Origin of the sequence: Methanothermococcus okinawensis IH1, from assembly GCF_000179575.2 — an archaeon.
Classification (GTDB): Archaea; AGJL01; Methanococci; order Methanococcales; family Methanococcaceae; genus Methanofervidicoccus; species Methanofervidicoccus okinawensis.
In genome coordinates this window covers 1-26,186 of sequence record NC_015636.1, presented here as the reverse complement: position 1 = coordinate 26,186, position 26,186 = coordinate 1, and the positions used below count along the sequence as shown (strand labels likewise).

The following is a 26,186-nucleotide window of genomic DNA, read 5'->3' as shown; positions in this document are numbered from 1 at the left end:
AAAGGAATGTAAATAATAAATAAAAATAAAATAATAAAATAAAAGAATATATAAATATAAATATATAGATATGTATTATTTATCAATAAAAAAGAGAAAGATGAAGGATATGCTATGTAATAGATGAAAATAAAAATATATAGGGGTATTTTATGGATTTAAAAGTAAAAGATGTAATAAACAAAGAATTTATAAAACTAAGTCCAGAAATGATAGGTGGTGATGCTGTCCAAATCCTGTATAAAAATAAAAAGGCATACGCACCAGTAGTTGAAGATGGAAAACTTGAAGGATGGGTTAATGCACTAGATTTATTAACGGGCTGTAAGCACTCAAAAGTTGAAGATTTAATGCTTTTTGTAGATGAGATAAAAATATTAAATGAAGATGACAAATTAACTGATGATTTGATAAGTGAAATGATTAAAAATGAAGATATTGCATACCCTGTTGTAAATAATAACAACGAAATTGTTGGAACACTGTCTGTTTTTGATATATTAGAATATATTTATAACACTAATTTGAGGTGATATTGTGAAAGAATTAAAACTTAAAATAAGCGGGATGAGTTGTAATATGTGTGTAAAAAGCATAAAAAATCTATTATCTGAATTAGATGGCATAATTGATGTGGGTATAGACTTAGAAGGGGGAATAGGCATTATAAAATATGATGAAAACATAATAACTGAAAATGACATACTAAACAGTGAGGCTTTCGAGCTGTATCCTGCTGAAAAAATATAATGCTTCCGTCATATTTCATTCTATTCTTTATTGTTCTAGGTTATTAATCTTGTTATGATATGAAATGTGATAATTAGATGATTATAAATCATATTAATTAAATCATGTGTGCCTTTTCTTATTTTTTATTTATTTTTTTATTCTACTTATTTTTATGAACATTGGGGATATTATGAATGTTAAAATTAAAATATTCGGCATGACATGTGCAGTATGTGCCAAAACCATTGAAAAAGTGCTGAGCAAAACCGATGGGGTAAATAGCATCACCGTAAATCTTGTAGATGAAAGTGCAGAGGTGGATTTTAATCCCGATGTTATTTCAATTGAAGAAATCGGCAAAAAAATTGAAAAGCTTGGTTTTGATGTTGTTGGAATAGGGGTGGATGAAAATTTAGAGGATGTGGAAGAGCATAAAGAGTTAGAACTAAAAGATAAACTGCATAGGGTAATTGTAGGGGCTGTTTTTTCAGTTATTTTATATTCCATGATGTATATGGATATTCCATACAAACCATGTTTAGCTTTTTTACTGTCTTTACCGCCGTTGATATATGTTGCAATGCCGATATTTAAGGCAGGTTTCACCTCTTTAAAGACTAAATCATTAAATATGGATGTAATGTATTCTATGGGAATGGGTGTGGCATATTTATCCGCCATTATGGCAACGGCTGGGATTCTACCAAAAGACTTCATGTTCTACGATACTACAATAATGCTTGCCACTCTTTTAACACTTGGGAGATATTTAGAAGAACGGGCAAAGGGAAGGACTTCTGAGGCCATCAAAAAGCTTATGGGCTTAAAACCAAAAACTGCGAAAATAATTAAAGATGGTAAAGAGGCTGAAGTATTAATAGAAAATGTAAAAATAGGGGACATAATAGTAGTTAGACCGGGAGAAAAGATACCTGTTGATGCTGTTGTGGTTGAAGGGGAGAGTTATGTTGATGAGTCGATGATTACAGGAGAACCTGTTCCAAATTTAAAAAAATCGGGGGATATGGTTATTGGAGGAACCATAAATATCAACGGAGCTCTGAGGATAAAAGCTGAAAAAGTGGGGAAGGATACTTTATTATCTCAAATTATAGAGCTCGTCAAAAATGCCCAATCATCAAAACCAGAGATACAGGGTTTGGCTGATAAAGTTGTTAGTTATTTTATTCCAACAGTTTTAATAATAGCTTTAATATCTGCCACATATTGGTATTTTTTAAATGGATTTTTATTTGCCATAACTATATTAATATCTGTTCTTGTGGTTGCCTGCCCCTGTGCATTGGGACTTGCTACACCTACTGCAATAACTGTTGGAATAGGTAGGGGAGCTGAGCTCGGTATATTGATTAAAGATAGTAGGGTGTTTGATGTATCGGATAAATTAAATGCCATGATATTTGATAAAACTGGAACTATTACCATAGGGAAACCTGAGGTTATGGATATAATTACAGATATGGATATTGATGAATTTTTAAGAATGATGGCGATATTGGAAAGTAATTCAGAGCATCCCATTGCCAATGCCATAGTAAAAAAGGCCTTGGAGCGGAATTTAGACATTAGTAATAAAGAGGTCGAAAAATTTAGAGCAATTAGTGGAAAAGGTGTAATAGGATTTGTTGATGGTAAGGGGGTATTCATTGGAAATAAATTATTTATTGAGGAATATATGGGAAATAATAATAAGAATAACAATACAGATGATAAAAATAATAAAAATAATAATGAAGATAACGATAAAAATAATAGAAGCAATAAAAATAAAACGAACAATGAAGATGCTGAAAATGATAATAATCATAATTACGAGAATATTGCCCAAAAACTTGAAAATGATGGGAAAACCACATTGATTGTAGCAGTAGATGGAGAAATAAAGGGAGTTATTGGAATATCAGACAAAATAAAAGAGGATGCTAAGGAAACCATTAAAGCACTGCAAAATATGGGGATAAATACATACATGATTACGGGAGATAACGAGAAAACTGCAAAAATAATCGGTAAAAATGTAGGCATTGCAGAAAATAATATATTTGCCAATGTGCTACCGGATGAAAAAGCAAAAATTGTTGAAAAAATTAGAAACAATGTTGATGGCTACGTGGGATTTGTGGGGGACGGCATAAATGATGCCCCAGCTCTTTCAACAGCAGATGTGGGTGTGGCTATTGGAGGGGGGACTGACATAGCTATTGAAAGCGGAAATGTTGTTTTAATAAAAAATAGATTAAAAGATGTAGTCGGGTTTGTAAGGCTCAGTAAAAGAATATTAAAACAGATAAAACTAAATATCTTTTGGGCATTCGCCTATAATTTGATGTTAATTCCTGTGGCAGCAGGTGTTCTTTATCCATATGGTATAGTATTTAGACCTGAGCTCGCTGCATTTGCCATGACATTAAGTTCAATTACAGTTGTAGGTTTGTCGTTGCTGCTGAAAAAGATACAACCCTTATGAAAATGATAGTAATAATTAAGAAAAAATAACAACTAAAAAATATGGTGAAATTATGGATAATTTGGAATTTTTCAATGTTCTTTTAAAAAAGTATGAGGTAAAAAATACATTTCACCAAAAGAGATGAATATTACAGACAACAATTTTGAGTATTTGGGCATGCCAAAAATTGTCCTTATGGAGAATGCTGGAAAATCCATTGCCGATGAGGTAGCAACATATTTAAAACATGAAAAAGGGATTAAGAATAAAATTTATGTATTTTGCGGACTTGGAAACAACGGCGGAGATGGATTTGTTGCAGTTCGTCATTTAATGGGATACTGCGACTATACAGATGAAATCTCAAAATCCTTTGGAGTTACACGATTTCCTTCGCTTCACTCGGAAATAATCGTAATACTACTTGGAAAAGAAATGGAAATAAAAACCTATGAATCAAAAGAAAATTTTAAGATTTTAAAAAATATAAGTGAATTGGATTTCAGATTAAAAATAAAAGAAATAGCGTGTCCAAATGAAGTATTAAAGATAATTGAGGAGATTAAAAAATATAAAAAAGATAACATCATTATTATAGATGCCATGTTGGGAACAGGTATTAAAGGGGAGCTCCGAGAACCATTTAGAACTGTGGTAAATGAATTGAATAATTTAAAAAATAAGGAAAGTAAAAGAAGTAATTTGAAAATAATCTCCGTAGATACCGAAACAAAGGGTATAATGGCTGATATTGTAATTACATTCCATAAATATAAATGGGATAATAATTTAAATAAAACATTTAACATTGATGATAAAAGAATAATACTTAAAAAAATAGGTATTCCACCAATAGCAGAGTATGTTGTAGGATGGGGTGATTTAAAGGCATTATCCAAAATTAATCCAGATTCACATAAGGGGGATAATGGAAAGGTTTTGGTTGTTGGAGGTTCTAAGGAATTTTTCGGAGCTCCGATTTTATCGGCATTGGCATGTTCAAAAATTGTGGATTTGGTAACAGTCGCTTCCGTTAAAAATACCATGGATGCTTTAAGGAATTATCCAGAGTTAATGGGTTATGAAATTGAGGGAGATTATTTTGGAGAGAAACATATAACTGAAATATCGGAGCTCTCTAAAAAATACGATGTTATTCTTCTTGGAAATGGATTGGGTGTGAATAAAAATACAAAAAGCTTTGTAAATGGATTTTTAAAAGAGATGGAAACATTAAACAAAAAGGTCGTAATTGATGCCGACGCCATAAAGGTAATAGATTATAATAATTTTAATTTTAGTGAAAATTTTATATTTACACCGCATAAGAGAGAATTTGAATATATGGGATTTGATATGAATAATATAAAGAATATGGGCAATGGTAATGGAAGTAATTCAGATAATATAAATAATATAATTGATATGGATATATCCAATATAGACTCTACAATAGTTTTAAAGGGAAAATATGATTTAATATTCAATAAAAATAACATAAAAATAAACAAAACAGGCAATGCAGGAATGACTGTTGGAGGAACTGGGGATGTTTTATGTGGAATAATTGGCGGGTTATTTAGTAAAAATGATGCCTTTATTTCGGGATGTTGCGGAGCATTTATAAATGGATATACTGGGGATTTACTGCTTAAAGAAAAGGGATATTGCTACACTGCAATGGATGTATTAAATAAAATTCCACATGTTTTAAATATATTTAATTAATATATATAAATATTGATATATAGCAAATCTAAAAGAAATAATTTATAATATATAAAAGGCAATAGTATAATGAATATAAAATATAATAATATTGGATATAATATATAACATGTTAAAAATATAAAAAACTAAAAAAAGAAAATGTAAATAATTAAAAATAAAATATAATAATCAGTAATAAAATAATAATAAAATAATAATTTAATATAATAAAAATAATGGGGGATTTTATGGAAAATAAATATTCAAAAGCAGATTTACATATTCATTCAAAATATTCTGGGGTAATGAAATATATGGGATTTAAATTTCCAGATTCTGTGGAAGAGCCAAGAAATATTATGAAATACGCCAAAAAAAAGGGTTTGGATGTAATTGCCGTTACAGACCACAATACGATAAAAGGGGGGTTGGAAACTAAAAAACTTGAAAAAGAATTTGGAATAGATGTTGTTGTTGGAAGCGAGATAATGACAAAAGATGGGGAGGTATTGGGATTATATTTAAACGAAGAAATTCCAAAAGGACTATCCGCTGAGGAAACTATTGAAATGATTCATGAACAGAATGGTTTGGCAGTAGCTCCACACCCATATAGTCCAATATGTAAGGCGTTAGGGGATAAGATTTTTAAGCTAAATTTGGATGGAGTAGAGGTATTCAATGCATACCATAGGGATGGAATAGTAAATAATATAGCATTAAAAAGGGTAATGAAAAACTACTATAAAAAACCTGTGGCATTTTTAGGTAATAGCGATGGACATATTGCAAAAATGGTTGGCAATGGATACACCACATTCGAAGGAATTAATAAGGATGATGTGTATGATGCAATAGTTAAAAGAAAGACTTCCTTTGACGGAGCTCCGACTCCACTATGGGATATAATATTGTGGAGTTATAAGGTGGTCTATGTTTCTGAAAAGGCACTTATAAAATCTACCATATCCAAAAATGATGCAAATAAAATAAATATAAGATTCTATAAAAAACTTCTTGCAATGTTTGGTGGTTTGGTATATGTTGCCACACCACTTCCAATAGTTTCAGGCATTTTAGGTAATTACTATTTAAAAAGAAAAGCTAAAAACAAATTAAAAGAGGTAAATTCAGCATAAAGATAATATAAAAAAATGTCATAATGGATATAAATTCAATAAAATAAAAATTTTAAATCAATTCAATAAAATTCTCAATCATTTTTAAGCCTGCTTTACCGCTTTTTTCAGGATGAAATTGAGTAGCATATATATTGTTTTTATTTAATACGCAGGGGAATTTGTAGCCATATTCACACACTCCTGCAATAACATCTTTATTTGTTGGATTTACATGATATGAATGAACGAAATAAAAATATTCATTATTTTTTATACCTTCAAATAATGGAATATCCATTACCTGTTCTACATTATTCCATCCCATGTGTGGTATTTTTTCAACGGTATCTTTAAATTTTATAACATTTCCTTTTATAACTCCCAATCCCTTTGCACCATTACCTTCTTCACTTTTTTCCATCAATAACTGCATCCCTAAACATATACCTAAAAATGGAACTTCATTTACGGACTTGCATATAGCATCTTTTAAGGAGCCCCCATAATCTTCTTTTGAAAGGTTTGCCATGGCATTTTCAAAATTTCCAACACCAGGGAGTATAATTTTATCCGCACTTAATATAATTTCAGGATTGTTGGTTACTACTACATCCTTAGAATATAACTCAACCGCCTTTGCAATACTTCTTAGATTTCCCGCATTATAATCTATTATTGCAATCACATTATCACTTTAAAGGAATTCCTCTTCCATTTCTTTTAGAGTATTTAATATTTTTTCCAGTGCAATATATGCATCTTCTTTATGCTTCAAACCTGTAATTACTACCTTTCCACTTCCAAATATCAATACAACGACTTTTGGATTATCCAACCTATAAACTAATCCTGGGAATTGCTCAGGTTCATATTCAGTCCCTTCAAGGGTAGCTATGTCATCCAAATTAGGTTCAATTCCGAGCTCAGCAGTGGCCACCATGTTTTGAACTTTGACCTCTGGATTTTCGTCTATTTCAAAACCAGCTTCTTTTAAATAACCAATAACCTTTTTTATTGCTATTTCCGCTTCTTCTTTACTTTTTGCACCTGTGCAGTTTAATTTACCGCTTCTAAATATTAATAAGGCAACTTTTGGCTCACTCAATCTACATACTAATCCTGGGAATTGCTCTGGTTCGTATTCTGCATTATCCAATATATCCGCAGCGTATTCCAAATCTATGTCATTTCCAATTTTAGTAGATACTACAACATTTACAATTTTTATATCGGGCTTCACAATTTCACCTAATTGTCTATATAGCCTTTATATATTTTAAATACTATATAAATATTATTTATTATTAATTTAAATGTATGGATTAATATTTTAAAAAAAGAAAGAAATTAAAATGAAAGAATTTACATGAATAAAGCACCGAGACCTGCTGCAGCAGTTGCGGTTGTGTCTTCTTCTTTCTTTTCTTCTTTCTTTTCTTCTTTTGCTTCTTCAGCAGGAGCAGCAGCAGGAGCAGCAGCTGCAACTGGAGCAACAGCAGCTTTTTCGATAGCTTCTTCAATATTTACTCCTTCTAATGCAGCAACTAATGCTTTAACTCTTGCGTCATCTGCTTCTACACCAGCAGCGTTTAATATTGATTTAACAGCATCTTCTGTAATTTCTTTACCTGCGGAATGTAATAATAATGCAGCGTATATATATTCCATACTTACACCTCCAAAGTAAAAATTTATTTTTTTATTGTTTTAATAGATATATAATATTTTCTATCAATTTATTAATTTATTATACTATTATATATTATTTAGAGATTAGTAGAAATTAGAAGAGTAGTCCAAGTCCAGCAGCAGCTGGAGCTTCTTCTTTCTTCTCTTCTTCTTTTTCTTCTGGTGCTTCTTCTTTGACTTCCTCAGCAGGATCTCCTACTGTTGAAGATAATTTTTCTTTTAACTCATCATCGAGTGCTTCATCACTGACTTCTGATGCAAGGGCAAGCATCTGTGAGTATGCTTTGCCAAGTATGTCATCTGTGGTTTTGTCTGTAAGGAATGCACTTTCGATGGATACTGCTTTTGCATCTCTAAATGCTTTCTGTAATATGGTCTCAATTGTTTCTGTGGTTGGTATTGCAGCATTAACTGATAAGTTAAATGCACTGTTAAATGCTTTTTGTATTTTTTGGACAAATTCGTCTTCATCTATCTTCAATACATCAGGAGTATATATAACTCCATCTTCATAAGCTGCTAAAAGGTTTAATCCTACTTTTGTAGGCTTTATACCAAGTGCAGAAAGCACCACTGCAACTTTATGAGGAACAACTTCCCCTTCTTTAACAATAACAGTATCTTCTCTTATTGCTATCTTACCTTTTTCAATAACTGCTGGAAGACCTGCACTTTTTAATTCCCCTAAGAATGGTCCTGGGGGCATTCCAGTTGAACCTTTTTCCACTACAATATCACATGGAGCAACAGCCCCTCCTTTTATAGGTGCTGGAGTTTTGCTTTCTTCTAATGTCTTGTAAAGCTTAAATGGGTTCATATCTGTGACTATAATAGCTGCCCCTTTTGCTATGTGCTCAGCTAACTTAGCAAATTCAGGATTATTAGTTTCTTCGGCAACTTCTTCAATAGCTCTTTTAATCAGAGTATTTCTTGACATTCTCAAAATCATTTTTCCTCTGATTTTGGCTCTAATTTCTTGAAGCTGCCTTGCAGGGACTTCCATCATGTCTGCCAATGCTACTACATTACCTTCTTTAAGCAACTTCTTTAAGTTATTTACTTCTTCAATCTTCCAAGGGGCAATTTTGTGTTCAAATTCTGCTTCTATCATAGTTCCATCCCCTTACTTTTCTATGGGGACTGCTGGTCCCATTGTTAGTTTTGTATAGGCATTTTTAACATGGTAAAGCCCCTTTTCGTATTTCTTAGCTACCGTGTTTAAAACTGCTTCAATGTTTTCAGCTAATTCTTCATCGCTCATTTGTTCAGTTCCAACCAATGTTTTGAACGATGGCTTGTCTCTTGTATTTATAACTACTGTTTTCTTAAATCTTTCAACCAACGGTTTTAAGTTTGCGTTTGCAGGAACTGGTTGGGGCATTTTTCCTCTTGGACCCAATACAGGACCTAAGGCTTTACCAACAAGTGGCATCATATCTGCCTGAGCAATGAAAAAGTCATGCTCATTTGCTATCTTCTTAGCTTGTTTTTTATTTTTTCCTAATTCTTCCAATTCATCCTGTTTTATTACAGTGAGGCCCAATTCTTCAGCCTGTGCCGCCAAATCACCTTTTGCAATTACTGCAATTTTTGGTTCCTTCCCTCGTCCATGAGGTAACACGACCTGCTGTTTTATTCTATTTTCAGGTCTTGTAAGGTCGAGCTCTTTTAAATTTACGACCAAATCCACGGACTGTGTGAAGTTTCGCGGCTTAGCAAGAGAACGAGCCTCCTTCACTGCTTTTATTATTTTTTCTCTGTCCATGTTGTAGCCTCCTGTAATTATAAACCGCAGTGAATCTATTTAAAACTTTAAATGACTTTATATTTAAAATATGTTAATTATGTTAATTTAATAACTGCGGTCAAACATGGAGCAAATCTACTATTTAATAACTATTATATAAAGATTACGCTAAAAAAATTATATGCTAAAAAATATACATTATTGATTCAAACTTTCAAGTGTTTTATTACACAAATCAATTACTTCCTTTAATGACTCTTTAAGCACTTCCTCAGCATCATTTCCATCGGTGGTTTTTACAGTTAATTTTGGATTGGAGATATATCTGCCAGTTTTGGGGTTTAAAACAGGGTGCTCAATGACATAGGATGCCATAATTACTTTATCCTTTTTTTCCAATAATATATCTTTTAGAAGATTGCACAAAGAATGGTCATCATCTATTAATTCCACCTCTATGCTGTTTTTGGTCTTTTCCAGAATTTTTATTGACTTATCATTCATGTTATCACCGGTTTATAAAATTATTTTTTTATAATTATTATTTTTTCAGTTTAATTATTTCTTTTTTAATTTCATCGATTATTTCTCTATTGTATATCTTTTTTATTTCCTCTTTTATCGAAAATACATAAAATACTTTTCCACACTATTCTTAATATCTTTATACTTTAAAAAGTCTTTATGTTATCACTAAAAATTATTCATTTAAAAAATGTTTTTTAATCAGATTTATATCCTTATTCAATACAATTTTATCTTTTTCTATTCTGAAAAATTCTTTTTCAATACATTCATCTATAATATCTTCAATATCTTTTTTGGTAAAATATGCCACTAATACGATAATGTTCCTAACAGGTTTTGAACCAACATTTACAAAACTGAGCTCAGTATTTATATCGTGTAATTCTTTTAATATTGCATTGAACTCATCAAAAGATAGGGAGCATTTTATTAAGTTTTCATCTTCCTTATATATATAATTAATTTTTAAAGATTTAAGTGCATCCAATATCAAGTTTTTATTAATGGGGTATTTTATATCTGATAGGCGATATTCAAATAATCCCTTTGGACTTGGATTATACTTTTTATGAATTCTATTTACTAAATCCATGATATTTTTATAATTCTCCATTATTTTATTCTTATCATATCCATATATTTTTATCCTGAGATTACTTATATCCTTTGATTTTTCTTCTGTATATATTGATTTTGATTCTATTGAACAGTCAATGTCCATTTTTGAAAGTTCTTTGCAAATATCCATTATCTCTCTATTGCTCGCCTTTACACTTATCATTTTTTTCATAGTCTCACCAAACAACATATATATAATAGTTTATTATTTAAATAAATTTAGTAATTTTAAATAGAATATAATATCTTAGAATTTTTCGTTAAATAAATATGATATTAAAATATAAGAAATTAATATATATCTAAGTTATAATTTAATATACTTAATATCGATTTTACAGAATTGAATTTAAATGTTATTAATATGCCAATATTTTTTAATTTTAAAATAAGAATAATTTTGTTAAAAAAGGATAAAAAAATAAAAAGAAAAAATATAAATTTAAGATAAAAAGATGATGATAATATGAGAAATGTAGAAAACACTAAGATTGAAAGCATATTAAAAAATACATCGGAAGTAATATCCGTAGATGAGTTAAAGAATGTCATGAATAAAGATAAAAAAATAGCGTATATTGGGTTTGAACCGAGCGGAAAAATTCATCTTGGACATTACCTTCAAATAAAAAAGATGATAGACCTACAAAATGCAGGATTCGATATAATAATCCTACTTGCAGATTTGCATGCCTACCTAAATCAAAAGGGAACCTTGGAAGAAATACATGAGCTCGCAGAATACAATAAAAATGTATTCAATGCCATGGGATTAAAGGCAAAGTATATTTATGGTAGTGAATTTCAACTCGAAAAAGATTATACACTTGATGTTTATAGGATAGCCCTAAAAACTACATTAAAAAGAGCCAGAAGAAGTATGGAAGTAATAGCAAGGGAAGATGAAAATCCAAAGGTTGCAGAAGTGGTATATCCATTAATGCAGGTAAATGATATAAAACATTTAAATGTAGATGTTGCAGTGGGAGGAATGGAGCAGAGAAAAATACACATGCTTGCAAGGGAAATTTTACCAAATATGGGTTATAAATCACCAGTTTGCATACACAATCCCGTGCTTACAGGACTTGATGGAGAGGGTAAAATGTCATCATCCAAAGGAAACTTCATTGCAGTTGATGATGAGCCAAATACCATTAAATCAAAGGTAAAAAAGGCATATTGTCCAATAGGAATTGTGGAAGGAAATCCAATATTGGAGCTCGCAAAATATTATTTAAATTATCCAATAACCATAGAGAGACCAGAAAAATTTGGAGGAAATATAGTTATTAACGACTATGAAACCTTGGAAAAAATGTATTCGGAAAAGAAACTACACCCTATGGACTTAAAAGGTGCTGTTGCAAAAGAAATTATAGAGATTTTAGCACCAATTAGGGAAAGATTAATGTAGATAATTAATGTAAATATATTAATATAATTTTATAATAAATAATTATTCATTAAATTTATCTATTATTTTATTACTTATTTTAAGTTATTTTATTATTACATATTTTATTATTTTATTATTTATTGTATCTAAAATATCTAAAAAAGGGATATATTATGGACTTCTTAAATATCACATACTTTGGAAACCCATTCTATGCTTATATAATTTTCATTTTGTTTATTGTATTTGGGATTATATTTGGAAAATTAACCAATTTCATTGTCAAATCTTATGTAAAAAGAATAGTTGGAAAAACAAAAACTAAATTTGATGATATTGTATTGAACGCTATTGAACATCCTATTGTAATATTGGTATTTACCGGATTTCTTTATTTCGGGTTAAAATTCCTTGTTCTTCCAAGTGCTATTAGCATCTTGTTAAACGAAGCCATTAAAATTGTAGTTATACTATGTATGACATGGTTTGCCGTTAATTTTGTTGATGATTTTATAAATTATTATGTTATTCCTGCTGTGGAAAAATCGGAAACTAAATTTGATGACCAAATAGTGCCACCTTTGAGAAAACTTCTAAAAATCTTAATTATAATTGCAGGTTTATTGATGGGACTTGAAACTGCTGGCTATGACATAACAACGCTTCTTGCTGGTTTAGGTATTGGAGGTTTAGCTGTGGCACTTGCAGCACAGGATACAGTTAAAAACTTTATTGCAGGAGTTTTAATATTTATGGATAAACCTTTTAGACTAAATCATTGGATTAGGTTTGATGGAGGAGAAGGTATTGTAGAGGATGTAGGGGTTAGAAGCACAAAAATAAGAACTTTTGATGATAGTCTTATAATTGTTCCAAATGCTAATCTTTTAGGTGCTAATATAGAGAATTTATCCGAGATGAGAAAAAGAAGGGTGCTTGTAAATATCGGCTTAACCTATGATACCTCTGTGGAAAAAATTAATAAGGCAAAAGAGATTATAAAAAACATAATTGATGAGCACAACGCCACACTTCCTCCTATAAGAATTACATTCAAAGAGTTTGGTGATTTTTCATTAAATATAAGGGTTGAATATTTTATTAGAAATTTTGGTTTTGACTATTATCTGAATACCATAGATGAAATAAATATGAAGATTAAAGAGGAATTTGAAAAAGAAGGCATTGAAATGGCATTTCCAACTCAAACAGTATATGTTAAAAAAGATAATTAAATATTTAAACTATATTTAATTAAACTATTTGTTTAATTAAACATCTAATCTAAAAATGTTCTTGGCATTATTATGGGAAATCATTTTAATAATATTACTATCAACCCCATTTATTTTCATCTTTAACACGGTTTTTGGAACGCCCAAAATATTGGATGGTGCAGAAGAGCTGTCGCTGTTTAACAAAAATCTTTCTCCACCGTATTCTTTTACTATTTTAACAGCATCCATAGGAGTTAATTTACTTGGCTGAACCGTTAATCCCATATTCATATTGGTATCATAAATCATTGGAACAGTTTCTTTTGTGCAGTGTTCTATTATCATGTGCTTCTCTGTATCTTTATGCAATCCCAAAGAGTTTATAACCTCCAAAATTGTTTTTGTAGTTTCCTTTTTATTTCTTCTTGGAGTATGAACAACTGCGGGAAGATTTAGCTCCTGTGCTATAATCAACTGTTCTTCAAAAACTTCAATTTCTTCTCTCGTGCATTTTTCAAGTCCTATCTCTCCAACTCCTACGATATATTTTTCATTTTTATTTATATTTTTTTTATTATATTTTATGCCTCTTTTTAAATATTCTCTCAGCATATTGTAATTCACATCAGGAGGTATCATTCTTGGATGTATACCCAAACAAACGAATAATTTTAATCCATTTTTGTTTGCCCTTTCAATTTCGTTATATATTATCCTATCAAAGTGAGCTCTTATTACATCCATAGAGTAAGGTTTCAATGGGTCATGTGCCAATGTTATAGCACAGTCCAAATACATTGCCATATTTTCAAAATCTTCATAAGGTCTTGTATCGGAATGTATATGAGAATCTATCATAGTGCCACCACATACATTATATATATTTTATTTATCCTTAGTTATTTTAATTTTAATATTAGGTTATAGATATAAGTATAATTTAGTAATTATAATTCAGTATTATTTTATTATAATTATTTTAGTATAGTATTATGTTATAATTTTTATAATTATTATAAATTTAGGTTATTATTAATTTGGTGATAAAATGGATAATTTAAAAGCATTTATAGATATATGTCATAAATTATACGATAGAAAATATGTAGTTGGAAGCGGAGGGAATGTTTCCATAAAAAAAGATAATTTGATATATGCAACCCCTACTGGCTCGATATTGGGATTTCTAAAAGAGGAAGATATAACGATTGTTGATATAGATGGAAACATTATAAAAGGAGCTCCGACATCTGAAATAAAAATGCACCTAAACATATACAAAAAAAGAAAAGACATAAATGCGGTGGTTCATACGCATTCGATATATTCCACAGCATTTTCAATATTGGACAAAAAAATAGAATTATTAACGCCCGAGGCACAGATATTCATAAAAAAAATAGGTTATGTTCCTTACTTAAAAGCAGGTAGTGTAGAGCTCGCAGAGGAGGTATCTAAAAGAAATGAAGATGTGATAATCTTAAAGAATCACGGTATAGTATGTCTTGGAAAAGACTTAATTGAAGCATATTTAAAAACAGAAGTTATGGAAGAGATTGCAAAATTAAACTATATTATTCATTCTTTACAGTCTCCAACTCACTAACAATGCTCCATATCTGAGTTCTTGTGTGCAATGGCATATTAGGGTCATCGCTTATATCATCTAAATATTGGATTGCAGTAGCACTTCTTACAATAAATTCCTCATTTTCATTTAAAACAGCATCTTTTGCATTTTGTGCAGCAGCTCTTATATTTCTTGGAACTGTTGTATCGTTAATAATTTCATCCAACATAAAAGCAATATTTTTTAATTTGTCCTCTGGACTAAGTTTCTTAGCTTTAAACATATAGTATCACCCCAAATGTAAATTATTTTTTAATATATTATTATCATTTTAGTTAAATTATATTCTATATATTATTACTATAAAAAGTTAAAATTGAATAGATGGTTTAAATTAAAAATTAAAAAAAGATTTAATTTATTCCTGTCCGATTAATTCAGATATTGGTTTTTCTCCAGATTCTACAACTTTTGTATTTACTTGAACTATATCTGATGAGATAGTGTTTCCTCTTATACTTTTTCTTCTTCTGATACCTTTATCGGTAGGTTTGTAGCCTGGTTTTTTGCTCAATAAAACTCTCATTTTCATACTTCCATGTATGTCATGTCTCATTGGGAATCCACATTTATCTGAACCGCCTGTAATTTTTAATTTATATCCATCTAATCCAATGGTGGAACCATTTATTTCATCACCAATTCTTTTACCTATTAATGCTGTTGTTTCTACTTCTAACTGGTATGATTTTCCATCTTTGTCAGATACTACAACTTTAAATTTTGCCATTTTATCACCTTTTTTCTTTTATGGTGACAACAGTAGAAAAACCAACTAAAAGGTTTTTCCAAGATGCCATCACCTTTTTTATTTATTTTCTTTTTAATTTCTTTTTTTAGATTTTATTTTTTATATTTTTCTTATTTATTTTATTTTATTTTTTTATATTTTATTTTAATTTTCTTTTTATCTTTTCATGTGCATGTTATTTAGCCTTTTTATATCCACCAAATAACTCTAATTGCATGCTTTTTCATGCTCTTATTTTTTCCTGTTTTTTCCAGTTTCGCCCATCTTTGACTATATTATATCATAATCATTTTTATACTTTTTCATAGTTATCTATTATGGATACCTTCCCAATATATTCCCTTTCATATCAATGATAATACAACTAAAATTTATACCTGCCCATCTATTGCGAGCTCTCTCAACTACTCTATTTGCTATACTATTAAAAACTTCCGTTAAAACTCCCTCTTTTTTTAGAATTTTTATAATTTCCTCCGTTGTGTTGGCATATAATATATTTTTTAAAATTTCTCTGTCTTTAATATATAAAGAACTGTATGCAGTTAATACCTCATTTCTCCCATCTGCAACCTTTGAATGAGTATTGTATATGCCTGCGGCGAGTTTTATAATCTTCCCAGAATGACCAAATATTAAAATGTCATTAACTCCTTTTTCCAGTGCTTTATCAAGCATAAAATCCCAAAAATTAGAAACTTCAACAATTTGGTCATCGGATACATCAAACATCTTCTTTGCATATTTTGTTCCAATGTTTCCAGGTGTAAATATGAGATTTTTATAGTTATTTGCAAGTGCAACATCAATCTGCGGAACAAGGGATTTTTTATAGGCATCATTTGACATCGGTCTAACTATGCCTGTTGTTCCAAGTATTGAAATACCACCCACTATTCCAAGCTTTGGATTAAGTGTTTTTTTTGCGAGCTCAGTTCCTTTTGGAATTGATATTTTAATTACAACTCTATCATGTTCATCAAGTAGTGGAATAATATTGTTTCTTATGAGCTCCTGTGGTTTTGGGTTTATGGCATAATTTCCTTTTTTTATTTGTAACCCCTCCTTTGTAACAATACCTATGCCTTTTCCGCCTATAATCTCTACTTTTGGTTTAGAATCATGTATTTTAATATTATTATAGTTATTATCATTTATCTTATTATCATTTATTTTATCATTATTTATTAATTTAACTTCCGTAATAATGTCTATTCCGTTTGTAATATCTATATCTTCACCTGCAAACTTCTTAACAGTTACTACTGCTTTTTTAGATTTGGCATCTACATCTAAATTTTCAATTGGAATTATTAATTTATCCCCTTTATCATTTTCCAACTGCACATAATCCAATTTTATTCCTTTTTTTAAGTAATAAACCCCACAGTAAGCACCAGCTGCGGCACATGAGCCTGTTGTATATCCAAACTTTTTTTCTTTCCTAAAATCGTAAATCATAAATTTCACGGCATATTTTTATACTACATAATGGCTGAAAGAGTATAATGGTGATATATAGTTATATTATATGTTATATTTTTATATATATTTTTTAAACTATATTTTAATTATATTAATTATATTTAATTATTTTAATATTATTTTGCTTAATATTTAATAAATAGATGCAACACCAGTATAACGCGGTAAAAAATATATAATAAGGGTAACTATGGAGAAAAAGATAAGAAACATTAGGATAAAGGCGTCATTAAAAAATTTAGATTATTTGTATAATACGCATATACTAAACGATAATATATACAACGGTTTAAAAAATCTTTTGGAATTGAGAAAAAATTTTAATGCTTTTTTAGATATTTCAAAAAATGATAAATTAAAAAAACCAAAAGCGTTGGTGGCATTTAGTGGTGGTGTAGATAGTGTTGCATCGTCCATAATAGCAAAAAAAATCTTCGATATAACCGCTATTACGGCATACTCGCCTATTATAATGCGTCCAGATAATAAAAAAAATATATCTGAATTGGCAAAGAAATTAAACATAAAACATGAATTTGTAGATATTGATTTAAATGAGGTTCAAAAAGACACCCTAAATGGAAAATATCATCCCTGTGGAAGATGTCATAAAATCATAGAAAAGGCAGTTTTAAGTTATGCAAAAGAAAATGATATAAAATATATTATATACGGTGATATGCTTTCTGTTGGATATTTATCCATTATTCAAGAAGAAAATGACATTATACGAATAAATATGCCCTCCTATTTAGTGATTACAAAAAATGATAGTAGGAAGATTTTAAAAAAGAATAATATTACTATATCTCAAAAATATGGATGCCCCCTTCTTAGAGCTGCCCACAAATACAACCACAATAAAAAATTCACAATCCAAAGAATTTTAAGAGAAGTCAGAGCTCAGGTTATAGATAAGGATGAAGGGTTAAATAATATTTTAGAAGTGCTAAATATATGATTATATAACTGTATAATTATATAAATTATATAAATTTTCTCAAAACTATCAAATTTGTAAATCTCCAATTTTTAGAGTTATAAAACTTAATGGCTTTGGTGTTGTCTTTATCGGCAAGTAAAGTCAGTCTTGTTATGTTATTTTCTTTGCAGTATTTCTCTACTTCTGATAAAAGTCTGCTTCCGATACCTTCTCCACGAAAATTCTTATCAACAATTAAATCCTCTAAAATCCCAACTTTTCCACCTTCTGCGGTTGAAATTAGCAGTTGAATTGAACACATACCTACAACAAGATTGTTATATTTTGCAACAAAAATTTTAGCATTTTTACTATTTAATAGAAGATTTAATCCATTTTTCTGTTTTTCTTCATTAGGTTTAAAATCCTTTTCTATCTCAAAGAGCTCCTTTAACAATTTAACCATGTGGGGAATATCCTCTTCTTTTGCAGTTTTAACTATTATTTTTCTTTTATCTATCATTTTACCATTTTTTATTTTTTTATTTATTAGTATTTTATTTTTATTTTTATCCAATAGATATAGAAATAGAAACCCCATTCTTCTTAAATTTCTTTAAAACCAAATTTATATGGTTTATGTAATTTATATCCCTATTTATATCCATATTGCTTATATCTTTAATATTTTCCAAGTCATTTAATTTTTTTACCCCCAATATAGAAACAGGTTCAGAAACTCCATAAACGCCAATAGTTTTAAAGACAAAATCAGATTTTATTAAGTCATCTCTAATTTTGTAAATCTCGGATATATCTTTTCTATCAAATATAAATAACTTTTTTTTAAATCTCTTAGCAGTTTCTAAAATTCCTTTCTCGTCCTTTTTCACATCAACCGTTGCAAAGGCATTCACTCGCCATATTGGAATGTCTCTTAAATATAATGCTTTTTTAACAGCCCAATATACATTATAGGATTTAATATTCTTCCGAGCTCCGATACCAACAACAATATTTTTTGGTTTCAATATTATATCCCTATCTACAATTACATAGTTATTATTGTGATATTTTATATTATAGGTATTTAATACATTTTTTAGCGGTTTCCAACCATTGGGAAGGGTTAAATCAACCTTTTCATACAAAACCTTTTTATTTATCTTTAAAATATCCTTTTTCTTTGGAACATCTAAAAAATAAATATTGGAAAGTTCATCAATGCCCACTTTATTATTTACATCTGTTGCAGTGGTGAAAACTACATTTTCTTTTAATTCTCTTCCAATTAACTTGGAAAAATAGTTTCCGCCACCTAAATGATTTGATAAAATAGGTATTATATTTTTACCGAGCTCATCCAAAACTATTACAAAGGCATCTTTTGTTTTGTCTTTCTTAATTTTATCGATATATTTTCTTAAAACAATACCTGTTGCCATTATAAAAATAAAGCCCTTCTCATTTCCATCAATAGTTAAATCTTTTGAATGATAAATTCTATTATCATAAAAATAATAATCCAAAATATGTTTAATATTATTTGCTAAAATTTCGCCCTTTTTTGTAATATAAACTATTTTTATCATAATTCCACCAACATAAATAATATATATTTGATAATGTTATAGTTAAATAATAATTAAAATATAATTAAAAACATTTTAAAAATATTATCAATTGGTGAGAAAATGTTGGTTAAATTTGAAATATATAATGATGGAGAATATTGGTGTGCAGAAGGTATTGGGGTTTGATATATTCACACAAGGAAAAACACTGGATGAGTTAATGGACAATATAAAAGAAGCTGTTGAAGTGCATTTTGAGGAGGATATTCAATTTGGAAAGCACATTACCATATTATCAATGTCTGAGATAGAGGTGGCTCCTATTGGTTAAACTTCCCAGAATTTCAGGCAATGCACTAATTAAAGTTTTAATAAATAATATAGGGTATAATATAGTTAGGCAGAATGGAAGTCATATTAGGTTAAGTAAAAACACGGAAAAATGGTATTCACAATATTACAATTCCGAACCTTGAAGAACTGGCGAAAGGGACGCTAAATAGTATATTATCAAGCGTATCTAAATGGAATAATATTTCAAAGGATAAATTAATTGAAATGATAAAAAAAATTAAAAATTAAAAAATAATCATTCTTTTATAATTTCCTCGGCAATTTCTCTTGCACATGCTCTTTTTTCACTTAAATCATTTAAGAACTCTGTAATTTTTTCATAGCATAATTTTTTACACTGACCGCAGGTGAGCTCACCACTTTTACATTTGTCATATATCTCTTTAAGTTCTTTATCATCATCAATTAAATGATAGGTATAGAGCTCATATACTACACATTCCTCAGGCACTCCTCCGAGTTTTTTTTGCTCTTCAAGAGTTTCTCTACCTCCTGTTTTACAAGACATTACCTTTTTCCTAAGGGATTTGGACGGTTTATCGCTTAAAAATATTGCAGTCTCTGGTTTGGATGAGCTCATTTTACCTCCTAAAAGTCCCGTCATAAATCTGTGGTATGTTGATGAAGGAGGTATAAATTTGAATTCCTTTGCCCTATTTGCTATATCTCTCGTTAATCTTAGATGAGGGTCTTGGTCAATACCCACAGGAACAACAACAGGTGTTTTTTCCTTTAATTGAGGATGAAGAATGTCGGCAACCTGAATAATTGGAGCAATCATATGCCCCATATTTGTTTCACCACTAAATCCATATATTGCTTTCATTTCACTAAAATTAACTCGTTTAGCCAATTTTAATGCTAAATCCTTAACAACTTCATTTTTTGATTGAAGATAAACATTTATTTTATTTGGATTTAAACCCAGTGCTATGTAATTTGTGATATATTCCTCAACTGCAAGATTTTTTGTCGTTTCAAAATCCATACCTCTTGCCCAATATGCCTCTAAATCTGCAATTGGTATATATATTTCTGTATTGTAATTTTGATAATAAAGGAGCTGGTCCACTATCATCTTATGTCCAAAGTGCATTTTACCAGAAGGCATCATACCGCTTAAAACTGTAAATTTTTTATGCTCTTTCATCGATTTTATTATTCTTTCAAAATCTCTATGTCCAAAGATTATGCCCCTTCTCATAAGGTGATGTGGATTCTCAATATCTTTTAATAAGTCCTTAATAGGTTTTATTCCAAAGTTTTCCATTGTTTTTTTATAATCAACATCATCTGAAACATCCCAAGGTGTTATCAATTATCTCACCTAATATTATACTTTAATTATAAATTTAAGTTATAATTTAAAATTCTAAATTTTATATTTTATATCATCATTTAAATTACAATAATTAAATTTTAGTTTTTTACATTTTGTTTTACATGTTATTTTTATTTTTTATTAATTTTATTTTTTATTATTCTAAGTCATCTGGTAGTTTTGCAGCTTCCTCGTGATGTTCTGCAAGTCCAAGTGCTGCAACTGCCCCGATTATTCCGCCTTCCTTTTCAAATATTTTTATTACATCAATGTTATTTCTCATTGCCACAGATTTTGCCTCTTCAACAGAAACCATACCTTTTTTTGCTTTATTTGTATATAATTTCATGCTTTTTGAGGGCGTAATTCCATAATATACTGCCATTGCCGTTTTATCTGATAAACTTTTTTCTTTCAAATAATTTTTAACTAATTCTTTAATTTTATATTTATATTCTGGATATACTGCAAATGTTAATGCTATGGATACGCAATTTTGCGTTTTGTTTGGATTTCCAGGATAAAGCTGAATTATAGTGTGGTCTATATAATACCCAATACCTTCTTTCTCAACCAATTTTCCAATTTCGTTTGCAAGAACCCATGTAGCACCTTCTTCTTTTGTATCGGTGTCATCAATGCCTATTATTACCTTTTCCATTTTTGGAGTAATTACTACTCCTTTTCCAAGCTTTGAACCACCGCCTTTCTCATGCAATATAGCATCTATCACATTCTCGGCATTTTTTCTCAATTCAATGCCCACGCCTGCACCAGCCAATCCTGCATAAACAATATGAACATTATTATTTTCAATAAAAACCTGTTCAATGCCCGCAGCAGATAATGATGGGACTAAGTTTAATTTACATTTATCTATTTTTAACACAAAATGATGTTTATTTCCATCCCTCCATGCTGAAACAATAAGAGGGGATGTTCTTTTATATTGATATATCATCCACTGAGCTCCGTTTGGACATGGATGTTCTTCTATGAGCTCGACTATACCCAATTCTTCATCGACCATGGCTATTATTTTTTTATACGAAATATCGTTTATATTGCTATATTTGCCCATACTAATATCCCTCTTTTATCCGTTTTCCTGATTTAAATGTTGAATAATTTTTTGGTAAATGTAGTCATATAGCTCTTCATTATTGTTATTGTCTATTTCAAATTTTTGTAATCCGTAATTAAGTATTATTAATTCAAGCTCCCATTCAATAGTTTCAAGTTCATTTTTAAGTTCATCTATTCTATTATGTATATCCCATTTTAATGAATCATCAACATTTATTATAATATCTCTCATTTTTTTAATACAATCGTTTAACTCATTGTAATTTACCACATTTATATTATTGGTATTATTTAGTTCATTTAATTGATATTTAAGTTTGTTTAGAGTATTTAAATACCCTCGTAGTTCATTACTTAAAAATTTTGCATCGCTGACATTCAAGGTATTTGAATTATTATTGTCTAAGTCTTTTAATGTATCTTCTAAAATACCTATTTCATTATTTAGGTCTATGTATTTTTTTAAATAGTTTTTTAATTTTTCGGTTTCACTATATTCTTTATCTTTTAAAAGTATCAACTCTGCAATCATTTTTATTTTATTAATTTCCATCCCCTCCATCCAAGATATAATATGTAAAATTAATATGTAATATATATCATGGAAATAATAATAATATGTGATAAATAATAATAAATAATAATATAATACTAAGAAGTTATAGGTAATAATATTTTAAAAATTTATTATTTTTTATTAATTTTATAATTATTATTTTTAATATTATCATTTAATCGTAATTTACATGCCTTATATTTGCCAAAGAACCATGTTTTGCCTTTTTCATTTCTAAGCCACTCATCAGAGCTCTGCCTACACCCACCACTTTATCATCATATATTATTACAATCTCATCATTTACGGAAATATTTTCATCACAATCTTTAAATCCTGGTGCAAATAATGAACCTTTTTTAACCTTAAAATCCACTTCTACCCATTTTGTTTTTCCAAGTAAATTTCCTCCATCATAGGTTAAAACTAACAACCCATTTTCTTCATTTAAAGAGCATATTTGAACCAATTTATTATTTTGTTTAATAAAGAATTTTCTATGGCGACCTTTGATAATTACATCCTCGGGAATAAAATCTTTATTAAATTGGAATTTTGCAAGCTGTTTGTAATTATGGATAAATTGCATCTTTTTAGTTTTTGAAATATTTATATTATCTTCCTTTTCTCCTTTTAGTTTTAATTCTTTTAAGGTTTTTTTCAGATTTTCGAGAGATTCCACCGATGTTGGATTACCATCCTTAGATGTAACTATACAACTACCGTATTTTTTATACTCATTTTCATCCAAAATTTCCAAATAATGTTCTGGCAAATGTGCAATTATATTTAATTCACCGAATTTATCCTTTGCATTGCTCAGATATTCTTTTAAATGTTTATTTATAAATTCGATTTCTTCCGAGCTCCATTTACCTGTGACTGGAATATCATAATTTACTACACCTTCCAGAGCTCTTGGAACTACGCCATAAGGAGATGTAAGAATTACCTCTTCCACTGGGAAATTCACAGAATTTATGGTATTTATGAAATATTGGTGAGATTTTGAATGGGAATAAGGTTTTTTCGATGAACAAGGTAATAAAACGACTGTATTTGTAAATGCCTCATAATTCTTCATCTGTTTAATATATTTTTTTACCTCTGGAATGGTGGTTTCGTTAATTGTCACAATAATTTTTTTACCTTTGGATAGAGGAATATTTCTTAAATCTGGGTTATATCTCCTATAATTTCCAAATAAATATGGGTCAGATATGGCTGTTTCTTCTACAAGATTTCTTAAACATCCCTCTTTTATGCAGTATTTCACCTCTTCAACTACTTCATCTAAAATTGATATATTATGTTGTAGGAGTTCCTCAAAAGATTTATTTTTTATACATATCATCCTATTTTTTGTAAAGTAATATCCAAGGGATGCATAATATGATGCAGATGAGTAATCAAAATAATCTACGCCCAAATATACCAACAATGGTATTTCCCATGGAAGTGCCGTAGGAAAATATATAGCTGTATTTGGTGAGATTTTTTCCCTTAATTTTGGAATTAACAACAATTCTTTTCTCTTAATTAATCTCCTTCCATCTGCAATTACTATTAAATTAGGTTCTAAATCATTTAAATTAACAATATCTTTATTATCTATATTATCAATATATTTTCCAAAATTCACAATATAATATTTAATTTCTTTATCATCAACTTTAATTGTTCCATAAACTTCTTCCTTATTTATTTTCATTAGGTAATTTGCAATGTCTTCTGGACAATCAAATGGTATTTTCAATAGGGGGGATTTTATATCCTTTAATATATTATCATCAATCATTTTTGGGGTCATATTTTGGTTTTTTTTATTGCATTCGGGTTTATAATATACTTCCTTGCAAATTCTTCCTATGTCATAATAAATTGGTTCAAGCATTTTATCACTTTTTTATTAAATATAATCTAAATTTTATTATTTTATAACATAATATAATAATATAATAATAATCTAATATAATAATCTAATATAATTTTTAACCAACTATAAGTTTTTTTATCTCCAATGTAATAGAGCTCTCAATTATAGCTGCAATTATAAACAACAACATGGATACAAATAATATTCTCAAAGAATCTTTGTAATATAATACACTATCCTCATCCTTTTTTAATCTTTTTATAAATGCATTACATAACACTATTCCAGAACTGCTTGAAAGTATCAATGCAGGAATTTCCACAATACCGTGTGGCAATACAAGAAGTATAAATGTTAAGGGCTTACTAATATACAATACATAAGCTAAAATAAAGGCATTTGATATTATAATTAATGTCGAAAATATTGTTAATATATAATTTAAAATTCCAACACTTAAATTATGAGACACTATAATGGAAAATATATTTAATGAAGATTCGTTTTTAATATCTAATGAATTTACATATTCTGAAAATTGATTAAAAATCATTTCTCCAAATTCTTTAACCCATGTAATATCTAAATAAAGTAATATATATGAAATTATAAATGACATTAAAAACAATATTGTAACGGCATATATTATATATTTCTGTCTTTTAAGGGCATATATAACTTCCAATAGTTCGTATGTTGTTTTACTCATAACCTATCACGAGATTTTTTATAAATAATATATGTAATCTTAGATAAAAATATTTTCAATAATATTTAATTAATAAATATTTAATTAATATTATGGTGGTATTGTGGATAATAATATGAACAATATGAATAATAGTATGGATAATGACATATATAATAGCAGTTATAATGTATCCAACATTTTAAATATTTTAGAAAAGTATGGCATAACTATAAAAAATATGATGGATTGTGGTATGGAGCTCTGTATTTCCAACGATAATCTAAACAACATTAGAAAAAAACTTGAAGAGATAATCCTAAAAAACTTAAATAATCCAAATGTATCTACCTTGATAATCGGTGCTATAAAGCTTGAAGAAGAAGGGATTAAAGGCAATCTACCATTTAATTATAATGAAGACCCCAATTATATATATGTAGATGAAGTTATTGGCATGGCAATAGCCAATGAAATTGCAGGGACAAAGGCAATATTTAATTTTAAATGGTATGATGCTAAAAAACCTGGAATTGTAGGAGCTCTGGATAAAAAGGGATATGTATTTTTAGACGATGCCATAGCAGGTTTTATTGCGGGATGTATGTCAAAAGTCTTTGAATAATAAAAATAATATGTATAATATCGATATACATTTAATTTAAAATCAAGATAAAAGATAATAAACTAGTAAATTATTAAGTTAGTAATT

At 28.9% G+C, this 26,186-nt stretch carries 30 protein-coding genes; 12 read left to right on the top strand and 18 right to left on the bottom strand.

The features are described 5' to 3' along the window. Positions 1-152 precede the first annotated feature (152 nt). The 5 genes from METOK_RS00150 (at position 153) to METOK_RS00130 (ending at position 6,051) form a co-directional block, all read left to right on the top strand. Positions 153-533 carry a CBS domain-containing protein gene (locus tag METOK_RS00150; RefSeq protein WP_013866213.1) on the top strand — a complete coding sequence of 127 codons (381 nt, stop codon included), beginning with the start codon at positions 153-155 and terminating at the stop codon, positions 531-533. A gap of 4 nt (positions 534-537) precedes the next feature. Further along, positions 538-750, top strand: a complete 213-nt coding sequence (locus METOK_RS00145) for a heavy-metal-associated domain-containing protein (RefSeq protein WP_013866212.1) — start codon at positions 538-540, stop codon at positions 748-750. Between the two features lie 172 nt (positions 751-922). Then, a complete protein-coding gene (locus METOK_RS00140; RefSeq protein ID WP_048057806.1) occupies positions 923-3,220 on the top strand; it encodes a heavy metal translocating P-type ATPase in 2,298 nt (765 codons plus the stop codon). Between the two features lie 123 nt (positions 3,221-3,343). Further along, on the top strand, positions 3,344-4,930 hold the full coding sequence (locus METOK_RS00135; RefSeq protein ID WP_013866210.1) for an NAD(P)H-hydrate dehydratase: 1,587 nt from the start codon (positions 3,344-3,346) through the stop codon (positions 4,928-4,930). A gap of 230 nt (positions 4,931-5,160) precedes the next feature. Beyond that, positions 5,161-6,051 carry a PHP domain-containing protein gene (locus METOK_RS00130; RefSeq protein ID WP_013866209.1) on the top strand — a complete coding sequence of 297 codons (891 nt, stop codon included), beginning with the start codon at positions 5,161-5,163 and terminating at the stop codon, positions 6,049-6,051. Positions 6,052-6,103: 52 nt separating this feature from the next. Here METOK_RS00130 and hisH read toward each other — a convergent pair whose 3' ends face one another. From hisH to METOK_RS00095, 7 genes are all read right to left on the bottom strand, one after another. Then, a complete protein-coding gene (gene hisH, locus METOK_RS00125; protein WP_013866208.1) occupies positions 6,104-6,718 on the bottom strand; it encodes an imidazole glycerol phosphate synthase subunit HisH in 615 nt (204 codons plus the stop codon). Between the two features lie 9 nt (positions 6,719-6,727). Beyond that, positions 6,728-7,273 carry a TATA-box-binding protein gene (locus METOK_RS00120; RefSeq protein ID WP_013866207.1) on the bottom strand — a complete coding sequence of 182 codons (546 nt, stop codon included), beginning with the start codon at positions 7,271-7,273 and terminating at the stop codon, positions 6,728-6,730. Positions 7,274-7,395: 122 nt separating this feature from the next. Next, a complete protein-coding gene (gene rpl12p / locus METOK_RS00115; protein WP_013866206.1) occupies positions 7,396-7,701 on the bottom strand; it encodes a 50S ribosomal protein P1 in 306 nt (101 codons plus the stop codon). A 115-nt stretch (positions 7,702-7,816) separates the two neighbouring features. Beyond that, entirely contained in the window at positions 7,817-8,833 is a 1,017-nt protein-coding gene (locus METOK_RS00110) for a 50S ribosomal protein L10 (protein WP_013866205.1), read from the bottom strand. 12 nt (positions 8,834-8,845) lie between these two features. Further along, positions 8,846-9,487 carry a 50S ribosomal protein L1 gene (locus METOK_RS00105; protein ID WP_013866204.1) on the bottom strand — a complete coding sequence of 214 codons (642 nt, stop codon included), beginning with the start codon at positions 9,485-9,487 and terminating at the stop codon, positions 8,846-8,848. A 180-nt stretch (positions 9,488-9,667) separates the two neighbouring features. Continuing rightward, positions 9,668-9,973 (bottom strand): DNA-directed RNA polymerase subunit L, encoded by a 306-nt coding sequence (locus METOK_RS00100; RefSeq protein ID WP_013866203.1) that lies wholly within the window; start codon positions 9,971-9,973, stop codon positions 9,668-9,670. A 196-nt stretch (positions 9,974-10,169) separates the two neighbouring features. Further along, the gene (locus METOK_RS00095; RefSeq protein ID WP_048057805.1) at positions 10,170-10,787 is read right to left on the bottom strand and encodes a DUF2067 family protein; all 618 of its coding nucleotides are present in this window, start codon (positions 10,785-10,787) and stop codon (positions 10,170-10,172) included. Positions 10,788-11,081: 294 nt separating this feature from the next. Here METOK_RS00095 and METOK_RS00090 point away from each other — a divergent pair, with 294 nt between their 5' ends. Together METOK_RS00090 and METOK_RS00085 are read left to right on the top strand one after the other, a co-directional pair. Further along, positions 11,082-12,032, top strand: coding sequence for a tyrosine--tRNA ligase (locus METOK_RS00090; RefSeq protein WP_013866201.1), 951 nt, complete (start codon positions 11,082-11,084; stop codon positions 12,030-12,032). A gap of 155 nt (positions 12,033-12,187) precedes the next feature. Further along, positions 12,188-13,249, top strand: a complete 1,062-nt coding sequence (locus METOK_RS00085) for a mechanosensitive ion channel family protein (RefSeq protein WP_013866200.1) — start codon at positions 12,188-12,190, stop codon at positions 13,247-13,249. A 36-nt stretch (positions 13,250-13,285) separates the two neighbouring features. Here the strand turns inward: METOK_RS00085 and METOK_RS00080 are convergent, their stop codons facing one another. Beyond that, positions 13,286-14,089, bottom strand: a complete 804-nt coding sequence (locus METOK_RS00080; RefSeq protein WP_013866199.1) for a TatD family hydrolase — start codon at positions 14,087-14,089, stop codon at positions 13,286-13,288. Between the two features lie 190 nt (positions 14,090-14,279). Here METOK_RS00080 and fucA point away from each other — a divergent pair, with 190 nt between their 5' ends. Then, positions 14,280-14,837 carry an L-fuculose phosphate aldolase gene (gene fucA, locus METOK_RS00075; protein ID WP_013866198.1) on the top strand — a complete coding sequence of 186 codons (558 nt, stop codon included), beginning with the start codon at positions 14,280-14,282 and terminating at the stop codon, positions 14,835-14,837. Here fucA and METOK_RS00070 read toward each other — a convergent pair. The 3 genes from METOK_RS00070 to cbiD all read right to left on the bottom strand — a co-directional run bounded on the left by METOK_RS00070 (position 14,806) and on the right by cbiD (position 17,073). Further along, the gene (locus METOK_RS00070) at positions 14,806-15,084 is read right to left on the bottom strand and encodes a UPF0147 family protein (RefSeq protein WP_013866197.1); all 279 of its coding nucleotides are present in this window, start codon (positions 15,082-15,084) and stop codon (positions 14,806-14,808) included. The genes fucA and METOK_RS00070 overlap by 32 nt on opposite strands. Positions 15,085-15,219: 135 nt before the next feature. Continuing rightward, positions 15,220-15,591 (bottom strand): 30S ribosomal protein S6e, encoded by a 372-nt coding sequence (locus METOK_RS00065; protein ID WP_013866196.1) that lies wholly within the window; start codon positions 15,589-15,591, stop codon positions 15,220-15,222. Between the two features lie 336 nt (positions 15,592-15,927). Further along, a complete protein-coding gene (gene cbiD / locus METOK_RS00060; protein WP_013866195.1) occupies positions 15,928-17,073 on the bottom strand; it encodes a cobalt-precorrin-5B (C(1))-methyltransferase CbiD in 1,146 nt (381 codons plus the stop codon). Between the two features lie 214 nt (positions 17,074-17,287). On the opposite strand from cbiD, the gene METOK_RS00055 reads away from it, so the two are divergent. After that, a complete protein-coding gene (locus tag METOK_RS00055; protein ID WP_013866194.1) occupies positions 17,288-18,058 on the top strand; it encodes a 7-cyano-7-deazaguanine synthase in 771 nt (256 codons plus the stop codon). A 25-nt stretch (positions 18,059-18,083) separates the two neighbouring features. Here METOK_RS00055 and METOK_RS00050 read toward each other — a convergent pair whose 3' ends face one another. Then, complete coding sequence (locus tag METOK_RS00050; protein ID WP_048057967.1) at positions 18,084-18,542, bottom strand: GNAT family N-acetyltransferase; 459 nt, start codon at positions 18,540-18,542, stop codon at positions 18,084-18,086. A gap of 46 nt (positions 18,543-18,588) precedes the next feature. Continuing rightward, positions 18,589-19,611, bottom strand: a complete 1,023-nt coding sequence (locus METOK_RS00045; RefSeq protein ID WP_013866192.1) for a cobalamin biosynthesis protein — start codon at positions 19,609-19,611, stop codon at positions 18,589-18,591. A gap of 115 nt (positions 19,612-19,726) precedes the next feature. On the opposite strand from METOK_RS00045, the gene METOK_RS00040 reads away from it, so the two are divergent. Both METOK_RS00040 and METOK_RS08760 read left to right on the top strand, forming a co-directional pair. Next, positions 19,727-19,924: a type II toxin-antitoxin system HicB family antitoxin gene (locus tag METOK_RS00040; protein WP_232210813.1), complete on the top strand. Its 198-nt coding sequence runs from the start codon at positions 19,727-19,729 to the stop codon at positions 19,922-19,924. Continuing rightward, positions 19,917-20,069 carry a type II toxin-antitoxin system HicA family toxin gene (locus tag METOK_RS08760; RefSeq protein WP_232210811.1) on the top strand — a complete coding sequence of 51 codons (153 nt, stop codon included), beginning with the start codon at positions 19,917-19,919 and terminating at the stop codon, positions 20,067-20,069. Before METOK_RS00040 ends, METOK_RS08760 begins: the two co-directional genes overlap by 8 nt. A 113-nt stretch (positions 20,070-20,182) precedes the next feature. Here METOK_RS08760 and METOK_RS00030 read toward each other — a convergent pair whose 3' ends face one another. From METOK_RS00030 to METOK_RS00010, 5 genes are all read right to left on the bottom strand, one after another. Continuing rightward, complete coding sequence (locus METOK_RS00030) at positions 20,183-21,265, bottom strand: tryptophan--tRNA ligase (protein WP_013866190.1); 1,083 nt, start codon at positions 21,263-21,265, stop codon at positions 20,183-20,185. Positions 21,266-21,425: 160 nt separating this feature from the next. Next, positions 21,426-22,349: a methanogenesis marker protein 11 gene (mmp11, locus tag METOK_RS00025; RefSeq protein WP_013866189.1), complete on the bottom strand. Its 924-nt coding sequence runs from the start codon at positions 22,347-22,349 to the stop codon at positions 21,426-21,428. A 15-nt stretch (positions 22,350-22,364) separates the two neighbouring features. Beyond that, positions 22,365-22,907, bottom strand: coding sequence for a hypothetical protein (locus tag METOK_RS00020; protein ID WP_013866188.1), 543 nt, complete (start codon positions 22,905-22,907; stop codon positions 22,365-22,367). A 178-nt stretch (positions 22,908-23,085) separates the two neighbouring features. Continuing rightward, on the bottom strand, positions 23,086-24,804 hold the full coding sequence (arcS, locus tag METOK_RS00015) for an archaeosine synthase subunit alpha (protein ID WP_013866187.1): 1,719 nt from the start codon (positions 24,802-24,804) through the stop codon (positions 23,086-23,088). Positions 24,805-24,901: 97 nt separating this feature from the next. Continuing rightward, positions 24,902-25,495, bottom strand: coding sequence for a stage II sporulation protein M (locus METOK_RS00010; RefSeq protein WP_013866186.1), 594 nt, complete (start codon positions 25,493-25,495; stop codon positions 24,902-24,904). Positions 25,496-25,619: 124 nt separating this feature from the next. Here METOK_RS00010 and METOK_RS00005 point away from each other — a divergent pair, with 124 nt between their 5' ends. Beyond that, on the top strand, positions 25,620-26,099 hold the full coding sequence (locus tag METOK_RS00005; protein ID WP_048057966.1) for a phosphatidylglycerophosphatase A: 480 nt from the start codon (positions 25,620-25,622) through the stop codon (positions 26,097-26,099). The last annotated feature ends 87 nt before the right edge of the window (positions 26,100-26,186 follow it).

Bases quoted from the DNA above. Each gene is read 5' to 3' on its own strand.
- METOK_RS00010 (WP_013866186.1), bottom strand. From the start codon at position 25,495: ATGAGTAAAACAACATACGAACTATTGGAAGTTATATATGCCCTTAAA.
- METOK_RS00055 (WP_013866194.1), top strand. From the start codon at position 17,288: ATGGAGAAAAAGATAAGAAACATTAGGATAAAGGCGTCATTAAAAAAT.
- fucA (WP_013866198.1), top strand. From the start codon at position 14,280: ATGGATAATTTAAAAGCATTTATAGATATATGTCATAAATTATACGAT.
- METOK_RS00080 (WP_013866199.1), bottom strand. From the start codon at position 14,089: ATGATAGATTCTCATATACATTCCGATACAAGACCTTATGAAGATTTT.
- METOK_RS00090 (WP_013866201.1), top strand. From the start codon at position 11,082: ATGAGAAATGTAGAAAACACTAAGATTGAAAGCATATTAAAAAATACA.
- METOK_RS00100 (WP_013866203.1), bottom strand. From the start codon at position 9,973: ATGAATGATAAGTCAATAAAAATTCTGGAAAAGACCAAAAACAGCATA.
- METOK_RS00095 (WP_048057805.1), bottom strand. From the start codon at position 10,787: ATGAAAAAAATGATAAGTGTAAAGGCGAGCAATAGAGAGATAATGGAT.
- METOK_RS00140 (WP_048057806.1), top strand. From the start codon at position 923: ATGAATGTTAAAATTAAAATATTCGGCATGACATGTGCAGTATGTGCC.
- METOK_RS00130 (WP_013866209.1), top strand. From the start codon at position 5,161: ATGGAAAATAAATATTCAAAAGCAGATTTACATATTCATTCAAAATAT.
- METOK_RS00150 (WP_013866213.1), top strand. From the start codon at position 153: ATGGATTTAAAAGTAAAAGATGTAATAAACAAAGAATTTATAAAACTA.
- METOK_RS00020 (WP_013866188.1), bottom strand. From the start codon at position 22,907: ATGGAAATTAATAAAATAAAAATGATTGCAGAGTTGATACTTTTAAAA.
- METOK_RS00085 (WP_013866200.1), top strand. From the start codon at position 12,188: ATGGACTTCTTAAATATCACATACTTTGGAAACCCATTCTATGCTTAT.
- METOK_RS00070 (WP_013866197.1), bottom strand. From the start codon at position 15,084: ATGTTTAAAGCTAAGAAACTTAGTCCAGAGGACAAATTAAAAAATATT.
- cbiD (WP_013866195.1), bottom strand. From the start codon at position 17,073: ATGATTTACGATTTTAGGAAAGAAAAAAAGTTTGGATATACAACAGGC.
- rpl12p (WP_013866206.1), bottom strand. From the start codon at position 7,701: ATGGAATATATATACGCTGCATTATTATTACATTCCGCAGGTAAAGAA.
- METOK_RS00065 (WP_013866196.1), bottom strand. From the start codon at position 15,591: ATGGCAAAATTTAAAGTTGTAGTATCTGACAAAGATGGAAAATCATAC.
- arcS (WP_013866187.1), bottom strand. From the start codon at position 24,804: ATGCTTGAACCAATTTATTATGACATAGGAAGAATTTGCAAGGAAGTA.
- mmp11 (WP_013866189.1), bottom strand. From the start codon at position 22,349: ATGGGCAAATATAGCAATATAAACGATATTTCGTATAAAAAAATAATA.
- METOK_RS00110 (WP_013866205.1), bottom strand. From the start codon at position 8,833: ATGATAGAAGCAGAATTTGAACACAAAATTGCCCCTTGGAAGATTGAA.
- METOK_RS00045 (WP_013866192.1), bottom strand. From the start codon at position 19,611: ATGATAAAAATAGTTTATATTACAAAAAAGGGCGAAATTTTAGCAAAT.
- METOK_RS00135 (WP_013866210.1), top strand. From the start codon at position 3,344: ATGAATATTACAGACAACAATTTTGAGTATTTGGGCATGCCAAAAATT.
- METOK_RS00105 (WP_013866204.1), bottom strand. From the start codon at position 9,487: ATGGACAGAGAAAAAATAATAAAAGCAGTGAAGGAGGCTCGTTCTCTT.
- METOK_RS00050 (WP_048057967.1), bottom strand. From the start codon at position 18,542: ATGATAGATAAAAGAAAAATAATAGTTAAAACTGCAAAAGAAGAGGAT.
- METOK_RS00005 (WP_048057966.1), top strand. From the start codon at position 25,620: ATGAATAATAGTATGGATAATGACATATATAATAGCAGTTATAATGTA.